At 47.1% G+C, this 16,923-nt stretch carries 5 protein-coding genes and 1 pseudogene; 3 read left to right on the top strand and 3 right to left on the bottom strand.

Annotated elements, in window-relative coordinates; all coding sequences use genetic code 11:
- The first annotated feature begins 94 nt into the window (after nucleotides 1-94).
- Both QT994_RS20240 and QT994_RS20235 read left to right on the top strand, forming a co-directional pair.
- Nucleotides 95-3,826 (top strand): CHAT domain-containing protein, encoded by a 3,732-nt coding sequence (locus QT994_RS20240; RefSeq protein ID WP_445243927.1) that lies wholly within the window; start codon nucleotides 95-97, stop codon nucleotides 3,824-3,826.
- Nucleotides 3,827-4,069: 243 nt separating this feature from the next.
- Entirely contained in the window at nucleotides 4,070-9,214 is a 5,145-nt protein-coding gene (locus QT994_RS20235) for a DUF4347 domain-containing protein (RefSeq protein WP_333177521.1), read from the top strand.
- A gap of 128 nt (nucleotides 9,215-9,342) precedes the next feature.
- Here QT994_RS20235 and QT994_RS20230 read toward each other — a convergent pair whose 3' ends face one another.
- Entirely contained in the window at nucleotides 9,343-14,712 is a 5,370-nt protein-coding gene (locus tag QT994_RS20230) for an AAA family ATPase (protein ID WP_333177518.1), read from the bottom strand.
- Between the two features lie 203 nt (nucleotides 14,713-14,915).
- On the opposite strand from QT994_RS20230, the pseudogene QT994_RS20225 reads away from it, so the two are divergent.
- A pseudogene (locus QT994_RS20225) lies at nucleotides 14,916-15,618 on the top strand (IS1 family transposase); the annotation flags it as partial.
- Nucleotides 15,619-15,697: 79 nt separating this feature from the next.
- Here QT994_RS20225 and QT994_RS20220 read toward each other — a convergent pair.
- Nucleotides 15,698-16,084: a hypothetical protein gene (locus QT994_RS20220; protein ID WP_333177516.1), complete on the bottom strand. Its 387-nt coding sequence runs from the start codon at nucleotides 16,082-16,084 to the stop codon at nucleotides 15,698-15,700.
- Nucleotides 16,085-16,236: 152 nt separating this feature from the next.
- Nucleotides 16,237-16,830, bottom strand: a complete 594-nt coding sequence (gene yidD, locus QT994_RS20215; RefSeq protein WP_333177514.1) for a membrane protein insertion efficiency factor YidD — start codon at nucleotides 16,828-16,830, stop codon at nucleotides 16,237-16,239.
- Nucleotides 16,831-16,923: the final 93 nt, after the last annotated feature.

Here is a 16,923-nt window from a genome sequence, read left to right as displayed (position 1 = left end):
AGCAGCCAATACCTTAAAGTTATAATTGTCAGATACGTGATCGGCCAGCTAAAAGCTAATGAAACTAGCCTTCTTTTCTATACAGGGTGCTGCAATGCTAGCGATCGCAGCCACTATTTTGAGTACAGGGGTGGTACAAGGACAACCCATTGTTCCCGCACCCGATCGCACTGGCACTACTGTCACACCCGACGGCGATCGCTTGAATATTACAGGCGGTCAAACTTCTAGAGATGGAGTGAATCTTTTCCACAGTTTTCAACAGTTTGGCCTTACCGAAGGGCAGAGTGCTAATTTTATTTCTAATCCCGCTATTCGCAACATTCTGGGTCGGGTAGTAGGCGGCAATCCTTCTATTATTAATGGTTTAATTCAAGTAAGTGGCGGCAATTCCAACCTGTTTTTAATAAATCCTTCGGGCATTATCTTTGGCCCTAATGCGAGCTTGAATCTTCCTGCTGCATTTACAGCTACTACTGCTACTAACATCGGTTTTGATTCCGGTTTGTTCAATATGGCTGGAGCGAATGATTACAGTAAGCTGATAGGAACTCCGAACACTTTTTACTTTAATCTCAGCCAAGCGGGAAGTATTCTCAATGCAGGTAATTTAGCTGTTGTGCCGGGACAAAGTATAACTTTAATTGGCGGCACAGTTGTCAGCACGGGTTCCCTTCATGCTCCCCAAGGTAATATTATTGTCGCTGCTGTCCCCGGTAAAAATGCTTTTCGTATTAGTCAAGAAGGACATTTATTAAGTTTAGAAATAGGGGCTATTGACGGGGAATTTTTGGCACAGAATGGGCAATTATCTCTGCCTTTGTCTCTTCCGCAATTGCTTGCTGGCGCAGGTGAGAACTCTGCTACTGGTATCTCCGTTAACGGTGCAGGAGAAGTAGTTTTGACGGCGGGTTTGAGGGTGGAAAGCGGAGATGTGGCGATCGCTAGTTCTACTGTTAATAGTCAGAATGCTACACTCTCGGCAGCACGTAATCTCACTTTGGTAGAAAGCCAGCTACTTACTGAGAACAATTTGTTTCTGTTGGCAGGAGATACTGTGCGGGTGAGGGATGGAAGTTATCCTTTCAGGGCGATCGCAGGCGGCAATCTTACTATACAAGGTAATCAAAATATTGATATCTTCGCCCTAAATTACCCTAGCCCTGCATTCCAATCCTCCGGGGATATCACATTATTGAGCAATGGCACTGTTTCCGGTGATGCTCACTTCGCTGCGAGTGGTAATTTTTCTATTCTCACATTGTCTGGCAACGGCGGCAGTTTTGTGAGTTTGTTCGACCCGATTATTAGCTCCGAGGGAGATGTGAGATTTGGGGATTATACTGGAACCTCACTTAAGGTAGAAGCAAAAGGCGCGATCGCGGCGGGAGATATTACTATCACTGGGCCAGATACTACTTTGTCAGGTTCCGTCGATCCAGATGCGGCGGTGCTTTCAGGTAGTGCAGCTTTAATTCTGCGATCGGGCGTTGCGAGTCTGGCGAATCCTGCGAATCTGCCGCCGAATGTCACCGCAGGGGAGACATTTTTTGCTTCTGGGGGTGTTGCTTCGGGCAATAACATCGGAGTGGGAGCGATTTCGACAGCAGGCGGGCCTGTGATTTTGGAATCAGCAGGGGACATTGCGCTGGATGCGATCGCCACTTCTGGGGGTAATATTACTCTCCAAGCTGCCAGCGACATCGCCGTTACAGGCACTCTTCAGTCTACTGGCGGGACTATTGACCTCACGGCTGGCAATCTTCTCACAGTCAGCGGCACTTTTACAGATAGTAACGGTGTAAATGCGAGCATTTCCAGCGCTAATAATGGCACGCGTGGCGGCGCTATTACTATTCGCCACGCGGGGAGCACGACTACACCCTTTATTGTCGGCGATGCGACAACGAATGGGACGACGGGAGCCATTACATCAGGTTCCGAGACAATTTCGCCACAGTTTGCGGTGCCAGTGTCGCCCAGCAGTTACACTCAGGGCAATATTGCGCTCAGTTCTGCCGCGCCATCTCCAACGCCGGAACCGACACCAACACCGGAACCGACGCCGGAACCAACGCCGGAACCAACGCCGGAACCAACACCACAACCAACACCACCACCAACACCACCACCAACACCACCAACACCACCAACACCACCAACACCATCTCCAACACCACAACCAACACCATCTCCAACCCCACAACCAACACCACAACCAACACCACAACCGACACCATCTCCAACCCCACAACCGACACCATCTCCAACCCCACAACCAGCGCCGGAACCTACACCACCACCAACCCCACAACCAACGCCGGAACCTACACCACCACCAACCCCACAACCAACGCCGGAACCACCAACACCATCTCCAACACCACCACCAACACCGGAACCTACACCACCACCAATATCAGAACAAACGACATTACCGGATATCTCAATTACCAATGCGATCGCCCAATCTGACAACCTGAATATCATTAATAGAATTGAATCTCTTTTTAACTACAGATCCGATTGGGTAAGCGAAGTTGTCCAAACGGCATCGCCTCTAAATATAGTTAGCCTTAGCGATATCACACGACTGATCGATAAAGGCGATATCCCACAAGCCACTTTCTTTATCGATATCTTCTATAGCGAAAAAGTGGGGTCATACATTAACCAGGAAATCAGCCGGGACTTGCAATCTTTTACGGCCATACAGCAAAGAACTAGAATCATCGCCAGCCAAACTGGTAAAAAACCAGCCATTATCTACGCCTTATCCCGCCCTGAACAATTAGACCTGATCGTAGTCCCCCCTAGCGGCATCCCTATTCATAAAGCCATCCCCGCAGCTAAGCGCAAAGCTTTGATGCAAGTTGTCGCCAAATTGAGGGATGAACTCCTTAATCTCAGAAATATCAATACTGAGAGCTATTTGCCAGCATCCCAACAACTTTACCAGTGGATAATTGCGCCCTTGGAAGCTGATTTGAAAGCTCAGGGCATCGATACGCTAGTTTTTAGTATGGATGCGGGGTTGCGATTGCTTCCCTTAGCCGCCCTCCATGACGGTTCCCAATTTCTAGTAGAAAAGTACAGCCTGGGACTCATTCCCAGCGTCAACTTAACCGATACTAGCTATGCAAGTGTTAAAAATGCTGAAGTTTTAGCAATGGGAGCCTCACAATTTACTAATAACCCACCCTTGCTAGCAGTGCCTGCAGAACTTAACGCTATTGCCTCCGAATGGAAAGGCAAATCCTTCCTCAACCAAACCTTTACTCTCAACAATCTTAGGTCACAGCGCCAAGACAGACCCTATCGGATTATTCACCTCGCTACTCACGGATACTTTAAGCCAGGATCACCAAGTAATTCTTACATTCAGTTATCAGATAGCAGGTTAACACTCGATCGCGTGCGCCAACTAGGGTGGAATCAGCCGCCTAAAGTTGAGCTATTGGTGTTGAGCGCTTGTAAAACTGCTGTGGGTGATGATGACACCGAATTAGGTTTTGCGGGGTTAGCTGTGCAAGCGGGGGTGAAGTCAGTTTTGGCGAGTCTTTGGAACGTCAGCGATGAAGGTACTTTAGGGTTAATGGCTGAATTTTACGATCAGTTAAAAGTCGCGCCTATTAAAGCTGAAGCTTTGCGACAGGCTCAAATTGCTATGCTCAGAGGTCAAGTTCGCATTGAAAATGGTCGTTTAATTTTGTCAAACTCAAATAAGGATTTAGAATTGCCGCCAGAATTAGGTAAACTGACTAATGAAAACCTCTCCCACCCTTATTATTGGTCGGGCTTTACGATGATTGGGAGTCCTTGGTAATGTCATTGTGAGGGAAGCGAAGCAATCTCAAAATCTGGCGATTGCTTCGTTCCTCGCAATGACAGAAAATTGCTTTGTTCCTCGTAATGACATAGTAGTAAGTGCATAAATACTCACCAAGTCATTCGAGCGAAGCGAAGCAATCGCAATGACTTTAGGCGTGACTCGCAATCAGATGCTAGTAAGTGCATAAGTGCTATTTGAGTGATACATATAAACTTTGAAAAGTAAAGAGGTTGCATAATGATACAGCAAAAATTTGTTTCAACTCTAGTTTTTATTGACTCAAATGTTGAAGATTACCAGAGTTTAATTAGCGGCGTTTACCCAAATGCTGAAGTAATTATCCTAGAGGAAACGCGGGATGGTATTGAGCAAATTACCGAAAGGTTAGCAATTGAAAAAAATATAGAAGCAATCCACATCATCTCTCATGGGAGTCCAGGTGCTGTACAACTCGGTGCAAATACACTTAATAGCAGCAATATAGAAAGTTTTAGCCCTCAACTCAAACAGTGGCGCAAAGCATTAACAAACGGTGCAGATATTCTCCTTTATGGGTGTAATGTCGCCGCCGATGTATCGGTGAAAATTGACAGCCTCGACATTTCCCACATTCCCCACATTCACCACATCCGCCAGGGGTTAAAACCCCTGTCTCATAGCTTAAGTCGGTTGAAACCGACTGAAGACAATCAAGACAATTCATTTATTCAGTCCTTGACCGAGGACTTTCGCTATCAGACGGGGGTTTTAACCTCCGGCGGGACTGGTGTTAAGCCGACTGGTGTTAAGCCCACAAAACCTAACCAATTCCTCCAACACCTGAGTGAATTAACAGGTGCCAACATCGCCGCCTCCGCCAACCTTACTGGCAATGCCACACTAGGGGGAGACTGGGAACTGGAAGTACAAACAGGCCACATCGAAACACTCATACCCTTTAATGCCAAGGCCCTCAAAACCTACAGCGGCGTACTAGGACTCGCCCCCCAAGTCACCTTCCCTACTGGCAGTGGCCCCAAAAGCGTCAGCATCGGTGACTTCAACGGTGACGGTTCACCTGACTTAGCAACGGCGAACTACACCAGTTACACCACCTCCATCCTGCTCAACACCACCCCCGCTCTCGCCGCCACCCCCACTTTCGCCACCAAAGTTGACTTCCCTACTGGCGTTAATCCCTACTCCATCAGCATCGGCGATATCAACGGCGACGGGAAACCTGACTTAGCAACGGCGAACCGCGGCAGCAACACCGCCTCCATCCTACTCAACACCACCGCCACCAACGCCACCACCCCCACTTTCGCCACAAAAGTTGACTTTCCTACTGGCGTTAATCCCGGCTCCGTCAGCATGGGCGACATCAACGGCGACGGCAAACCTGATTTAGCTGTGGCGAACAGCGGCCTTAGCAGTGACACCGCCTCCATCCTGCTCAACACCACCGCCACCAACGCCACCATCCCCACTTTCGCCCCCAAAGTAGACTTCCCTACTGGCAGTGTGCCCGGCTCCGTCAGCATGGGCGACATCAACGGCGACGGCAAACCTGATTTAGCTGTGGGGAATGCCGGCAGTGACACCGCCTCCATCCTGCTCAACATCACAGCCACCAACGCCGCCACCCCCGCTTTCGCCACCAAAGTAGACTTCCCTACTGGCAGTGGGCCCAACTCCGTCAGCATGGGCGACATCAACGGCGACGGCAAACCTGATTTAGCTGTGGCGAACGCCGGCAGTGACACCGCCTCCATCCTGCTCAACATCACAGCCACCAACGCCGCCACCCCCGCTTTCGCCACCAAAGTAGACTTCCCTACTGGCAGTGGGCCCAACTCCGTCAGCATGGGCGACATCAACGGCGACGGCAAACCTGATTTAGCTGTGGCGAACCGCGACAGCAGCAACGCCTCCATCCTGCTCAACATCACAGCCACCAACGCCGCCACCCCCGCTTTCGCCACCAAAGTTGATTTCTATGCTGGCAGTGTTTATCCCTACTCTGTCAGCATCGGCGACTTCAACGGCGACGGCCTCCCTGACTTAGCAACGGCGAACTTTAGCAACAGCCCTTTCATCAAGGGCAATGATGTCTCCATCCTGCTCAACACCACGATCAAAGTTATTGCTGTCACCGCCACCACCCCTGACGGCAGCTACGGCATTGGTGCCACCATCGCCATTACCGTCACCTTCGATCAAGCCGTCACCGTCACCGGCACACCCCAACTGCAACTAGAAACCGGTACAAATGACCAATTTGCCAACTACGCCTCTGGTAGTGGCACTACAGCCCTCACCTTCAACTATGTAGTCCAAGCCGGAGACACTTCCGGTGACTTAGAATACCTCGCCACCACCGCCCTCACCCTCAACGGTGGCACAATTCAAGATAATTTGGCTGTGAATGCCATCTTGACCCTCCCCGCTACCGCTTCAGCTAACTCCCTCGGCGGTAGCAAAGCCATAGTTATTGATGGCATTGCACCCACAGTTGCCTTAACATCCCCATCAGCAACAACAGTAAATGGTTTATTTAGCGTAACTGCTACCTTTAGTGAAAATATCACCGGGTTTGATAATACTGATATCACCATTGCCAATGCTACTGTCAGTAACTTTGTCACAGTTGATGCCAAAACCTACACCTTTGATGTCACTCCCACTGCTGATGGTAATGTCACAGTTGATGTACTTGCGACTAAAGCTACGGATACGGCAAGTAATAACAATACCGCTGCCACTCAACTGGTTCGTACTGCTGATATTACACCGCCAACAGTTGCCTTAACATCAACTTCAGCAACAACAATCAACGCAGCATTTAGCGTCACAGCAACATTCAGTGAAAATGTCACCGGGTTTGATAATACTGATATCACAGTCGCCAATGCGACTGTCGGTAACTTGGTCACAGTTGATGCCAAAACCTACACATTTGATGTCACACCGAATGCTGATGGCGCTATCACAGTTGATGTACCTGCAGCTAAAGCTACTGATACTGCCACTAATAACAATACCGCTGCAAATCAACTGACTCGTACTGCGGATTTGACCGCACCAACTGTTGCCTTAACATCCGCATCACCCACAACAATAAATGCACCATTTTTAGTCACAGCAACTTTTAGTGAAACTGTGACCGGATTTACTTCGAGTGGCATTAATGTTACTAACGGTACGGTTAGCGGCTTTACAGGTAGCGGCACGACTTATAATTTTACAGTCACACCGAATGCTGATGGCGCTGTCACAGTTGATGTACCTGCGGCTAAAGCTACTGATACTGCCAGTAATAACAATACCGCTGCCACTCAACTTGTTCGTACTGCTGATGTTACCGCACCAACTGTTGCCTTAACATCCGCATCACCCACAACAATAAATGCACCATTTTTAGTCACAGCAACTTTTAGTGAAACTGTGACCGGATTTACTTCGAGTGGCATTAATGTTACTAACGGTACGGTTAGTGGCTTTACAGGTAGCGGCACGACTTATAATTTTACAGTCACACCGAATGCTGATGGCGCTATCACAGTTGATGTACCTGCGGCTAAAGCTACTGATACTGCCAGTAATAACAATACAGCAGCCCCTCAACTTGTTCGTACTGCTGATGTTACCGCACCTAGTGCTAGCTTGGGTACAATTTCTAACATTACTATAGCGGGTGGTACAAGTCAGACATTGACAGTTACTATCGCTGATAGTAGTGGAGTTGATGTTAGCAGTTTAGATAATTCTGACCTGGTAGTAAATTGGTCAGGTGGTACAATTCCCGCTACATTTGTCAGCGTCGATACTAATAGTAATGGCACACCTCGCACCGGAACTTATTCTATAACTCCGCCTGGGGGAAGTTGGGATGATACAGATAATGGCAGTTACGCTGTTAATTTGCAAGCCTCGCAAGTAAAAGATACTTTTGGCAATCAAGTTGTAGGTAGCAATTTAGGCAGTTTTACTGTTAACATTGCCACCCCAACTCCAACTCCAACTCCAACTCCAACTCCAACTCCAACTCCAACTCCAACGCCAACTCCAACGCCAACTCCAACTCCGACTCCAACTCCAACTCCAACGCCAACTCCAACTCCAACGCCAACTCCAACGCCAACTCCAACGCCAACTCCAACGCCAACACCGACAACAACTCCGACTCCGACAATAACTCCGACTCCGACAACAACGCCAACACCGACAACAACTCCGACTCCGACAACAACGCCAACACCGACAACAACGCCAACACCGACAACAACGCCAACTCCGACAACAACGCCAACACCGACAACAACGCCAACACCGACAACAACTCCAACTCCGACAACAACTCCGACTCTGACAACAACACCGACTCCGACAACAACTCCGACTCTGACAACAACACCGACTCCCCCAACAACTTCAGGGACTCCCGCTGTCATTTTCATTCAACCACTTGGCAGTACCGAGGTACTCGAAAGCTTGGGCAGCGATATATACAAAGTGCGACTAAATACTCAGCCAACTGCTAATGTCACCGTCGCCATTACCCCTGAAACTCAAGTTACTGTCAGCCTACCTGTCCTTACTTTTACTCCCGCCAATTGGAATGTCACTCAAACGGTAACGGTGACTGCGGTTGACGATGCGGTTGTTGAGGGCGATCATCTAAGCCCAATTAGCCACGCCACTACCAGCAATGACACATTGTATAATAATCTCGTCGCCCCTCTCACAGTCAATATCAGCGATAACGATAACTTAGGCGATGTCACAACCTTGTTGAAAAAGTCAGTAATCGGTTTGACAGATAAGGACGATCGCATCACAGGATCGGCATTGAATGATATTATCTACGCACGCCCCGGCAATGACTATCTTCATGGCAAAGCAGGGGATGACTTGCTTTACGGACAAAAAGGCGATGACGGTATCAGCGGCGGTGACGGGAATGACATTATTTTTGGTGGTAAGGGGATTGATTTTATTCAGGGCGATCGCGGTACGGACTTGATTTATGGAGGTAAGGAAAGCGATCGCATTTACAGCGGCGATGGCGACGATATATTGTTTGGCGACGGGGGCAATGACTACTTATTTGGAGAAATTGGTGCCGACACTTTGACAGGCGGATTGGGTAATGATGTGTTTGCGATCGCGATCGGCACTGGTGGAACAGACGCTTCCGCTGCCGATGTGATTACTGATTTTACCCTCAATCAAGATAAAATTGATTTAATTAGCCCCCTTGCTTTTAGCGAGTTAAATATTTATCAAGGGACGGGGGCTTTTGTTAGCGATACTATAATTCAGTATCAGGTAACAGGGGAATATTTAGCTGTCTTGAAAGGAGTCACTGCCAGCAGTATAGTTCAGGCAGTAACTTTTTAGACTTCGTAAGTTGTTGCGCTTTAGCGCTAAAGCGCAACAACTTACCTACCCCATTTCGATCGCCTAATTTGTATGGTGCACCAACAGTCGATCGCACTTTTGCTGTAATTTTCAGGTATAGCAACCGCTTAATGTAAATTGTGTAGCCTGTCTTTGATTTTTGTGCGAGTCACCAATGCAGACTCACAGCGTTCCCAGTAAATTTTAGCCACGCGATCGCCCTGATTCTGACGCCAACACTCGGAAAACAGCCGCGCCGCTTCAAATAACTTCCCTTCCGAGTAAAGTGCCCTAGCTTCTGCAAACAATTCCAGCGTAGCTAACTTGGCTTGTTTAATTTCTGGCGGATCTGCATCAAACACCTCATAAATCGTCACAGCTTCGGATTTTCCCTTGACTTTTACCGTGTCTAGAGTGCGGATTGCGTACTGAGATGGATTTTTCAGGCGCGCATAAGTTGGCTGAGTAATTAACAGCGAAACGCCATAATTTTTTGTCAAACTTTCCACACGAGAAGCTAAATTCACCGCATCGCTGATTACCGTCCCATCCATGCGATTTGGTCCTCCCACAGTTCCCAGCATCAAAGAACCCGTATTAATCCCAATTCCAATCTGAATCGGCGCACAGCCAGCGTTAGCGCAGTATTCATTGTATTCAGCGAGACGGTGCAGCATAGCAATTCCCGCTTTCACCGCATTATCCGCCTCACCGCTAAATAGCGCCATAATCGCATCGCCAATATATTTGTCGATAAACCCCTTATTTTGATTAATCACGGGTTCCATGCGACTAAGATAAGAATTGATAAATTTGAAATTATCCTCCGGCGTCATAGTTTCCGAAAGCGTGGTGAAGTCGCGAATGTCGGAAAATAACACCGACATTTCTAACTGCACTTGGTCGCCCAATTCTACATCAATGATGCTTGATTTCTCTAAAAACTGGAGGAATTGATGGGGAACAAATCGCTCGTAAGCTTTGTTTAGTTGAGCCAGCCTGCTTTCATTTTCACGGACTTCTGTATAAAGCTTAGAATTTTGAATTGAGATCGCCGCTTGTCCAGATAAAACTTTTAATATTTCCACTCTTTCGGGGGTAAAAGCTCCCGCTGTTAAATTATTTTCTAAGTAAACAATACTAATGATTTGAGATTGATTAATCAACGGCACACATAAAATTGATTTGGGCTGATGCTTTCGGATGTGGGCGTCGTTGGTAAATTGTCCCGATCGCGCAGCATCATCCAGTACCACGCTTTCTTGAGTGCGGCTCACATAATTGACAATCGCGGTAGAAAGTTCTTGACAGGTTTCAACGGGGATTGACTGTAACACGGTGACGAGTTCGTCATCGATTGTCCCTTCAGCTTCAATGAACAGTTGTCCCTGGCTTAACAAAATCAGATAGCCTCGTTGCGCCCCTGCATTTTCTATCAAAATTTTCATCAAGCTAGACAGTAGCTTATCTAGCATGATTTCTCCAGAAATCGCCTGAGAAGCCTTCATTACTGCGGTGATATCTAGGTGATTCCCAGAACCAGTCGTTGTCATTGCTACGGTAGTTTGAGTGTTTTTCCTTCCCGGTTGAGTTACCGCGAATAAGTGGGGATATCGCGTTTCTAAATCCGTTACCTTAGCAGTAGCTCCCCATTCAACATAACAATAATAGGCCTCAAATATGTAGGCTTGAGCAACTTTTGTTTTGCCCCATTCCGAGTAGAATTTGGCTGCTAGTTCGTTTGCCAGGGCTTCGTCATTAACATATTTGTTTTGTTTGGCTCCAGATATGGCGCGATCGTACATTTCAATCGCCTCGGCTTTATTGCCCAACACCCGTTGCCGTTCTGCTTCCACTAAATACCATTTATGCAGATAATTCATGGGAGCATTTTGCGCCCACTTTTGCAGCGTGCTTTGATGGGTTCCCACTAAGGCAATAATTTCAGTTTGCTCAACTGCTGGCTGTGCGGGAAAAAGTGCCAGGTGCGTCAGGGCGGCATAAAAATGAAAAATTGGAACAAAAGCCGATCCAGATACTCCCATCAAATACTGTTTGACTTGGGTAATGTGGTCTAGGGCAGCCGTATAATTGCCATAGCAGTAAGCAAGCAGCAGTTTGTAGATGCAGGCACAGGCGATCGCCGTGAATTCATTATCCTCATAGTGCTTGGGAATCATCACCGTTTCATCGTAGGCAGAGCCTATTAACAAATCCGGCCGAATACGGGTTTCCCTTAAGTTTTGCACCGTCTGCTGAATCATATCCAAATAAACCCGAGCAGAATATTGTTTCAACTGCGCCATGACAGCCCTGTAATTTGCTATTTCTGGTTCCCAAGTGTCTAGTTCTACCCCAGCGAATAAATAAGTATAAAAGCAAATATATATGTTGTAGCCAGCGTTTACAAAGTCGCCTGTTTCCATGCCCAACCTATAGCCCTCTTTCAGCGTCGGTATCGTTGCCAAAAGAGATTCTTGGCGATGCTGAATCCAGCCACCAAACAAAAGTAGAACTGTGGACTTGAATTCGGGCACATTCAACCGATCGAGCAATGAGAGTGCCAATTGCCCAAAGTCATAGCCCGTTTCCACCTCTTGTAAAAAGGCACAGAACACCATCCCGTGCATCGCATAACCCACCGTCGATGCGGGCGCATTCCCAAAGGAGAGCGATAAACTCACCATCGTTGAGCTAAGCAGGGGCAGCAAACCGGGCATTCCCTGGAAAATGGGTGGAAACAACATACCAGACAGTTGCATAGCTGCCTGAGTCTGTGGATTTGTCATCACAGGTAGGTCAACCAGTTCCTCAATCTTTCTGCCGCCGAGGAGGGCCGCAAGGGCTTGTAGCGCTTTGCCAATCTTGGCTTCATCAGGTTCGGCAGGGAGTTCAATCCCCAATTGTAAGAGTGCCTCTCTTGCTACTGCGATCGTTTCTAACACCTTGCTCTGGGCTGTCTGAGCGGCAATTTTAATTTCGTAAATTTTAACTCGATCTAAAATTGTTTGGGCTTCTTGCAAAACCAGTGCTGCCATCTGTTCCATACGATCAAAGTCACCATTCAAATAGGCAATTTCAGCAGCAGCAACATAAAGATTTAGCGCCAATTCATATTGAGTTTGCCAGCATTGAGGTGTCAATAGCTCAATTCCCGTTTGTAGATAGATATTGGCTGCAGCGTAGGCGGTAGAATTTCTAGCCTTACGTCCAGCTTCTAAGTTGAGTTGGGCTAAGTCTGAGCGTTCACTTAATTGATTGATTAACTCAATTCCTTGATTTAAATGCCCCACAATATCAAATAGTTTTTCTTCTGTTTCTATCTCGGAAGAACTTTGTAGCAGTAACTGTCCAATTTTGAGATGAGTGGCTTGTTTTTGGTCGTCGGGAATCAATGAATAGGCCGCTTGCTGGACGCGATCGTGCAGGAACTTATAAGTGAGATTAGCAACAGATTGATTGGGGGATTGAGCATCTGCTTGAATGAAGTTATAGCCTTCTGAAATTACTAAAATGAGTCCTTCTTGCAAGGCTTTCCACAGCGCTGATTCCGTTTGTTCTGGTAATTCTTCGCTGACTACTGCCAATGTATCTAAATCAAACTGCGCCCCAATGCAAGCCGCCAGTTTTAGAACATCCTGAGTTTCTTTCGGCAACTTCTGCAATTGCGTCGCCATAAACTCCACCACATCCGAGGCGTCGGCAAATGTAACTTGATTAATATCGCACTGCCACCCCCCTTGACTGCCCCCCTTACTAAGAGGGGATTGAGGGGGGTTAAAAATAATTTGACCATCTTCATGCAACGCCTTGAGGAATTGAGTAGAGAAAAAGGGATTACCTTGGGTTTTTTGATAAACCAATTCTGTCAAGGGCCCGGCCAAGGATAAATCGCAAATCAGCGTATCTGCTACCAACTGATTGAGATCTGCTAAACTCAATGGTTGCAGGGTAATCGTATTCACCGTGGCTCCCGACTTCACAATCTCATCCACCGTCAACATAAACGGATGAGCCGGTGATACCTCATTATCCCGATAAGCACCCAATACTAACAGATGCCCCGTATCCTCCATTAACAGTTGTAGCAATTTCAGCGATGCCGAATCTGCCCACTGCAAATCGTCCAAAAACATCACTAAGGGATGTTCTGCTTGGGTAAATACTTGCACAAATTTCTGCATCAGCAGATTGAAGCGATTTTGGGCGGCACTCCCCGACAATTCTAGTGCAGGACTTTGAGCGCCAATGATGTGTTCTAATTCAGGAATTACATCAATCAAGACTTGCCCACTCTCACCTACTGCGGTGAGAATCAGGGTTTTCCATCTGTGTAACTGAGCGTCACTTTCTGATAATAATTGTCCCATCAATTCCCGAAATGCTTGCACAAATGCACTGAAAGGAATATTGCGTTGGAATTGGTCGTACTTGCCTTTGATAAAATAGCCCCGCTGTCTGGCGATCGGCTTGTGGACTTCGTTCACCACTGCGGTTTTACCAATCCCAGAGAAGCCAGCTACCAACATCATTTCGGCGCTAGCATTACGAACTCTTTCAAAGGCCGCTAATAGATGAAAAACTTCTGTTTCTCTGCCGTATAACTTTTCGGGAATCAGGAAATGGTCTGTAAGATCCAGCGTTCCCAGGTCAAATTCTTCTATGCTATCGGTTTCTTGTAATTGAACCAGACACATTTCTAAGTCCTGCTTGAGCCCCAAGGCAGTTTGATAGCGATTTTCCGCATTTTTTGCCATCAGCTTGCTGACTATTTGAGACACAATTACGGGAATTTCTGGCTTGATTTCGTGCGGGGGAACTGGTTGTCTGGCAATGTGGCAGTGAACTAGCTCTAAAGCGTCTTCTGTCTCAAAAGGCAGTTTTCCTGTCAGCAATTCGTAGAAGGTGACCCCGAGCGAGTAAAAGTCAGTGCGGTAATCGATAGAGCGATTCATCCTACCCGTTTGTTCCGGCGAGATGTAAGCGAGAGTTCCTTCTAAAACGTTGGGATTTTTCAGGGTTGGCATTTCTCGCGTTAGCTGAGTGGAAATGCCAAAGTCGATAATTTTGAGCTGCCCCGTCGTTGGATTGAATACTATATTAGAAGGGTTAATATCTTTGTGAATTATATTTGCGCTGTGAATTTGTCCTAAAGTTTCAGTGGCAGCGATCGCCAGAAGCAGAAATTCCTTTAGACTAAACTTTCGCTGCTGCATCCATATTTTCAAGGATTCGCCGCCAAAGTCCTCCACAAAAATCACGAGACTGTTTTGGTATTTTTGCAAGTCATAAACTTGCACGACTCCCGCCTCTTTCAGCTCTCGGGTGATTCGGTATTCGGTGCGGTAGCGTAGCAATTCTTGAGGTGTGGGGTAGCTCTCTTTGAGAAGTTTGAGGATGAGCGGTTGGCGATCCGCTTCCCGAAGAGCCCGGTAAACCAGAGAGTTGGCACTTTCGTAAAGCAGCTTCTGGACGGCAATACCTGGAATGGAGAGCATATTTATTTTTCTGGTAAAAATTAACGCGAAGTCGAAACACACGGGGTTCGTTGTGTCGAGAATAGCGCTTTAGAAAGGAACAAATTATGTTCTTATAACACACTCTTAGTTTTTCGGCAGCGAAGTGGCTTTCAGGTAGTCTGGCAGAGTAAGGGTAAGGAGTTATCATGCGATGTACCTAAGCCTTGTTAATTCTCAACTCCATGAATTGTCACCGTTTCGGTTATCCAAACATCGTTAAAAATTGTCCCACCCCCAGCGCTCAGCAAAACTTTAAATGTATATATTGTCACAGGCAGTTTGTTTAAAACCCGAGACATCAAAGGATTTCAGAAGAAACAAAAAAATTGAGAGATCAGCTTTTATTAGAAAAAATATCTTGAGTTGCGATTGTCAAAGTCACGAGGGTGTCCCCCCGCTGATTCCAATACTATGTGTTTTTCAACAATTAGCATCAGTCCCCCGGAAAGTTCAAGGAAAGTCAAAAAACCAAGGCAAGCTAACGATCCAACGTGATGAAATGTAATCGTTTTTAGGCAATAAGGGGAACAAGCAGTGGAAAGAGCGGCCAATTGATGCCTTAAGCAAAGAAATTCTAGGGGTGTATATACGAAGTTGAGTTGAGATGGGTGCTAAAGGTTTTTGGGATTCCCTCTCAGTAGTTGACAGACAATGTGCCGTCTATTATACAGATTTTTGGGCAGGGTCTAAAAAAAATCTTTCCCCAGCGACACAAATCTCTGGAGAAAGATACTGGCAAAACTTCTGATATCGAAAGATTCAATAACACCCTTCAGCAAAGGATATCTCGGTTGGTAAGAAAGACTTTGTTCTCATCTATCTATAAAGATATCCAATCATGTGGGGGCTTTCTGGTATTTTATCCATCATTACAACGCTTCTTTACCCCTAAAAGTGTTTAGGATTTTTGGTTGCTATGCAGGACTACCCGACTTTGTTCTCATGATTTTGGAGAGTCATTTATCTACTTCCCCTTGCGGGCTACAAACTCCCGCAGCCGGAGTAAACTAGCGGTTTGCCCCAAATTCAGCGGCAGCAGCGACACTCCCTCCAACCGAGACTGCACCCAACCATCGCCCCAATACCACTCGTGAAATCCGTCAATTCCCTGACTCAATAACAGCCGCAGACAATTGTGCTCAGCAATATCAACGTGATGCTGAACTGCCACGGGGCCCAGCCAACTTGTAAAGGTCAAACCTTGAGCAAATTCTTCCGGCAAACCGCTAGACAACTGCTGCGGCCACAGCCACTGCTGCAATTGAGTTGGACGCAACAAGCTGTCTCTAATCGCTGTTTCGGAAGCTTCAAGCTCAATCCGCAGGTTGCTTTGTTGAAAATTACCGAGCATAGCAATTTGAAATTTTATATAGGAACTTTACGTAACTTAAATGTAACTTATTGCACCGCGTTCGATCGACAATCGCGATCGCACCCTCTGAAAATTCCCCTACATTTAGTAAAAAAAAATTTACCTATTTGGAGAGCGGTTGGGGAGTAAAACTAGAAACAACTGCCACAATCCGCGCAGCCACAATCGAGCCCCGAACAATCCGCGCCGCTACAATCGAGCCCCGAACAATCCGCGCCGCTACAATCGAGCCCCGAACAATCCGCACCGCTACAATCGAGTCCAGAACAATCCGCGCCACTACAATCGAGTCCAGAACAATCCGCGCCACTACAATCGATCCCGGAAAAACATTCCGAGATTCCACAATCTAGCCCTTCAATACAGTAATTTTCACCCTGAGAGCTTCTGCGAGGAGTTCCCCCCTGAGATTTTGGTCGATCGGATTTTGGTTCATCGTTACCCTCGAAATTGGGGTCGTCACTGCCCGATTCACTGCTAAACCGGGCTTTCAAGATTTGATTCGCGCGCTTGCAAGCCGCAAATCGGCGGCGCGATGCTTTGATCGCCCCAAACAAGCCGAATTTGGCGATCGCGCCCTTGATATACTGCGAGCAAGACTCCCCCCCGTACAGCACTCGGTGAGCGCAAGAGAACCCTTTTCTCGGGGAGATGTGTTTCTGGTATCCGCTAATAGAAGCTACAGCTAATTGTCGGAGGGCTGCATCAAAAATAGGCGTTTGCATTGGTTTCCCATACGTTAGATATTTCCTTCCTGCTAAAAACTACAACCAACAGCTCAACAATTCCCGCGCCCCATCCCTCGCGCGATGCCTATT

The organism is Microcoleus sp. S13_B4 (assembly GCF_036700885.1).
In the GTDB taxonomy this organism is placed as follows: Bacteria; Cyanobacteriota; Cyanobacteriia; order Cyanobacteriales; family Microcoleaceae; genus Microcoleus.
Note: the sequence above shows the minus strand (reverse complement) of the source record. Positions and strands in the feature narration are given on the sequence as shown.

Coding starts and splice junctions, on each gene's coding strand:
- QT994_RS20240 (WP_445243927.1), top strand. CDS start 95: ATGCTAGCGATCGCAGCCACTATTTTGAGTACAGGGGTGGTACAAGGA.
- QT994_RS20235 (WP_333177521.1), top strand. CDS start 4,070: ATGATACAGCAAAAATTTGTTTCAACTCTAGTTTTTATTGACTCAAAT.
- QT994_RS20230 (WP_333177518.1), bottom strand. CDS start 14,712: ATGCTCTCCATTCCAGGTATTGCCGTCCAGAAGCTGCTTTACGAAAGT.
- QT994_RS20220 (WP_333177516.1), bottom strand. CDS start 16,084: ATGCTCGGTAATTTTCAACAAAGCAACCTGCGGATTGAGCTTGAAGCT.
- yidD (WP_333177514.1), bottom strand. CDS start 16,830: ATGCAAACGCCTATTTTTGATGCAGCCCTCCGACAATTAGCTGTAGCT.